We start from the raw sequence: 3,615 nt of genomic DNA, 5'->3' as shown, positions 1-3,615 counted from the left end.
TAAGCGCAGCTCCCGGTCAAACACATATAAATTCAGGACGTCTTCAAAGCTAGTGCCTTGCTTAAAAATATGTGTAGCATGATCCTGTTCAAAGGGGAGCCAGTACCCGCTCAAACGGTAATAGTTCAGATGCCGCAAGTAATGTTCGGCGCGGGGCTCATCATCAATTTGAAGGCCGCGAGACTTTAATAGAGTGATTTGCTCTGTATAGGAGAGTGACGGCTTATTAAAATGCATGGCCGCCCCTTAGAAAAGAGTAACCCACCGGTTTGAGGGTGCTCGCAAGAGCATAGCCTTGGTGGGTTTTGTTACCTGTGATTATAGTCCTACTTTGGAGGCTTTTCAATGATAAGTTACGGGCATTCACGCTGACAGCTCCTCGATCATCTGTTTGATCTTGTCGGTGCATTCTTTAAGTTCAGCGTCAATTTCCTCAAGCGGACGAGGAGGCTCGAACACATAAAAGTGGCGATTAAAGGGAATTTCATAACCGACAATGCCAACTTCACCGTCCTGCTCGTCACGTTTGTCCTCATCTATCCAGGCGTCAGGTACATGCGGTTTAACTTCTCTGTCAAAATACTCCTGAACGCACTCGGTCAATGGTACGTTTTCATAATCGCGCAGCGTACTATCAGCCTCGGGATTTCCCTTCTTATCGGTGCAAACATCGGCATTAACGTCGCGTTCACTTAATGCGTTCAATACTGCTTTTTGCTGAACAGCAGTTAACTTGAGGTCTACCTGTTTCAGTGCTTTGTTCAAGGCATCGGTGAACTGCTCTCGATTTGTGAACAAATGCTCCGGGTCAATATTTGCTAGTGCACTGTGAAGCTTTGTGGAGTCGCTCTCATTGAGCTTCTGCAATGCTTTCTCATTAAGTATGCGTTCAACCCGTTCATTGCTTGTTTGGAAATTCAAACGAAGCGGGCGTTCGACCGTAATGCGACGGTACCCAAAGGTTTCGTTAGCAAATACCTTGCTGTTGTCGCTTTCCGCCATGTTGCCATATAAACGCACGAGCTTGTTGATGTGTTCGTCAGTCAGGTATTTACGCTTGCTACCCAATGACTTTCGCATCTTGTCGAAATCGTTGCTGCCATCAATTAGTTGCAACTTGCCTTTGCGCTCGGGCTTCTTGTTATTGGAAAGAATCCAGATGTAGGTGCTGATGCCTGTATTGAAGAACATATCAGTGGGCAACGCGACAATCGCTTCTACTAGATCGTTCTGCAAAAGATAGCGGCGTATTTCTGACTCGCCACTGCCAGCAGAGCCGGTAAATAGGGGGCTACCGTTTAGCACAATGCCAATTCTGGAGCCGCCCTCTTTTGGATCTCGCACGCATTTTGCTCACTAAATGCAACAAGAAAAGTAATGAGCCGTCTGATACTCGCGGCAAACCAGGACCAAAGCGACCACCAAAGCCTTTCGCCTTATGCTCATCGTTGACCACGCGTTGTGACGCTTTCCAGTCCACGCCAAATGGAGGGTTGGCCAGCATGTAGCGGAACCGTTCCTGTGGTAACTGATCGTTTGAAAGCGTATTTCCAAGCTTGATATTGTCGACCTCTTGGCCTTTTATCATCATATCGGCTTTACAGATAGCGTAAGACTCTGGATTAAGCTCTTGCCCAAATAGCTTTACGGTTACTTTTTCGCTAATTGACTGAATGTACTCGTCGCTTTCAGACAAGAACCCGCCGGTGCCCGCTGTTGGATCGTAGATAGTAATAATGCTGTTCGGTGTTAATACGTCTTCCTGACCTGTCATGAGCAACGATGTGGCGGCATGTACGCAATCACGAGGAGTAAAGTGCTCACCGGCCGTTTCATTTGAGCTTTCAGCAAACTTGCGGATGAGCTCTTCAAAGATAAGACCCATACCAAAATTCGAAACAGTGCTAGGGGACAGATCTATTTTCGTACCGAAGCGCTGGGTAACCTGATACAGCAAGTCAGCTTCGGCAAGTCTCAGTACAAACTCTTCGAAGTTGAAGTGCTCGAAAATCTCACGAGCCGACTCGCTGAATGACTGCACATACGAAATCAAGTCTTCCGCGGTTTGTGTGTCGGAGAGCGTTTCGAGGCTTAAAGATGACGAATTAAAAAATTGATGTCCGGACTCACGAATGAGCAGCTTCTCGCGCACCGCGTCAGGTTTGGTTTTATGAAGCTCAGCAGCGTCGAGAACTTTTTGTTTGGTTGGAGCCAAAACGCACTCAAGACGACGCAGCAGAGTAAAGGGCAGGATAATGCGCCCATATTGAGACTGTTTGAAATTTCCGCGCAGAAGATCCGCTACTGACCAGATAAAGGAAGCGGTTTGAGAGTAGGTTTCAGTATTCAAAGGTACGTTCCTCGGGCTTGGCAAGGACGCATATCAAGTAAGCATCCCAACTAAATGTTCTAGACTCCAATCTTAAGTTACCCAGACAAATACTTCACTTACTAATTGAAATAGGCTCGATATACTGCTTTAGTGGTGCAAACAAGCTTTAGTCTTGAAGGGAGAGCTTAATGATTAAACCGAATGAAAAAACTATCACTTTCGATTTTTACAGCATAGGCCTCGCGGCGGAATCTCAGTTTGATTTTTTCGGATTTTTAAATGCAATTGTTCAAAGAGGCGGCTATGGTCAGGCTTGGGAGGATGGCCCATACGCTTATGAACTCAGAGACGTAGCAGTTGTAAATGGAATTGTTCGAGGTGAGTTTGCCAAATTCCGGCGAAATCTTTTACCCCATATAGGCCAACCTGGTGGAGCAGAGAGGCAGATCGATTTGCAGGAAAAAGAGGCTCTTATCGAGAAAAACTATTTTTCGTACAGGCCTGCAGATAATCTTTTGACATATCAATTAAACGGGCATGCGAGTCGTGAAGCCAAATTTGCGGAATATTTAAGCACAGTAGTCGGCGAAGCAATAGTCTTCAACCCACTGATCCAGGCTAACGCGATTCAGCGTTTGCTCACTGGTCAATTAACGCCGACCGCCTTACACTTAACATTCTCTCGTCCGACAAACCGTGAAATGTACCCGGAAGATGAATTTGGCTGCCGTGTATTAGACTTGCTTGATGAAGTTGGTGGAGCAAATATTTCCTTGAAAATCACTAGCCATAAAACAGCAGCAGATGTAGAACGCCGTAGTCTAGAGGAGAGGGCAAAAAGTTTTGCTTCTGCGTTTGCAAGGTCACCAATAATTAGGACTGCAAAGGTTACTGCAGTTCGTGACGGAGTGGATCACCCTATTGATTTAATTGCGGACAGAATTCGGTCACGCCAAAATGTAGCAATGGGAAGTCGGTATCCAATCCGGACAGCGGTGTTTGCTGCGATGGAAGCTGCATTTGTTGAACAAAGAGATGCTTTATATGAAGTTATTGGGGAACCGGGCAACAGAATTGACTAAGTGGCTGCTTTCTTTTTTGGCTGGCACATTAGCTTTTTACAGCTTCGATACATTTGATGACATTCGGCTCACGGCAACAACACTAGTGGCTTTGTCGGGCACCTTAACCGGATTCATCTTAACTGCTTTATCAATGCTTGTCGGTATAGCGGACAGGCCTTTCATTTTGAAATTGCGGCAAACTGGTCATTACTCTTTTCT

5 protein-coding genes are annotated in these 3,615 nt (G+C 46.0%); 2 read left to right on the top strand and 3 right to left on the bottom strand.

From position 1 onward, the window contains the following. The 3 genes from J5F18_RS06620 to J5F18_RS06610 form a co-directional block, all read right to left on the bottom strand. Positions 1 to 237: Abi family protein (locus J5F18_RS06620; RefSeq protein WP_346301495.1), on the bottom strand; the 237-nt coding region annotated here is incomplete at its 3' end. Positions 238 to 363: 126 nt separating this feature from the next. Beyond that, positions 364 to 1,344, bottom strand: a complete 981-nt coding sequence (locus J5F18_RS06615) for an N-6 DNA methylase (protein WP_346301494.1) — start codon at positions 1,342 to 1,344, stop codon at positions 364 to 366. Next, a complete protein-coding gene (locus J5F18_RS06610; protein ID WP_346301493.1) occupies positions 1,292 to 2,350 on the bottom strand; it encodes a class I SAM-dependent DNA methyltransferase in 1,059 nt (352 codons plus the stop codon). Before J5F18_RS06610 ends, J5F18_RS06615 begins: the two co-directional genes overlap by 53 nt. Positions 2,351 to 2,520: 170 nt before the next feature. On the opposite strand from J5F18_RS06610, the gene J5F18_RS06605 reads away from it, so the two are divergent. Both J5F18_RS06605 and J5F18_RS06600 read left to right on the top strand, forming a co-directional pair. Beyond that, the gene (locus J5F18_RS06605; protein WP_346301492.1) at positions 2,521 to 3,414 is read left to right on the top strand and encodes a DUF6731 family protein; all 894 of its coding nucleotides are present in this window, start codon (positions 2,521 to 2,523) and stop codon (positions 3,412 to 3,414) included. Next, on the top strand, positions 3,407 to 3,615 hold a 209-nt coding region (locus J5F18_RS06600), incomplete at its 3' end, for a hypothetical protein (protein ID WP_346301491.1). The genes J5F18_RS06605 and J5F18_RS06600, both read left to right, overlap by 8 nt.

The organism is Halomonas sp. BM-2019, from assembly GCF_017584085.1.
This window is presented reverse-complemented; position numbering and strand designations above follow the sequence as displayed.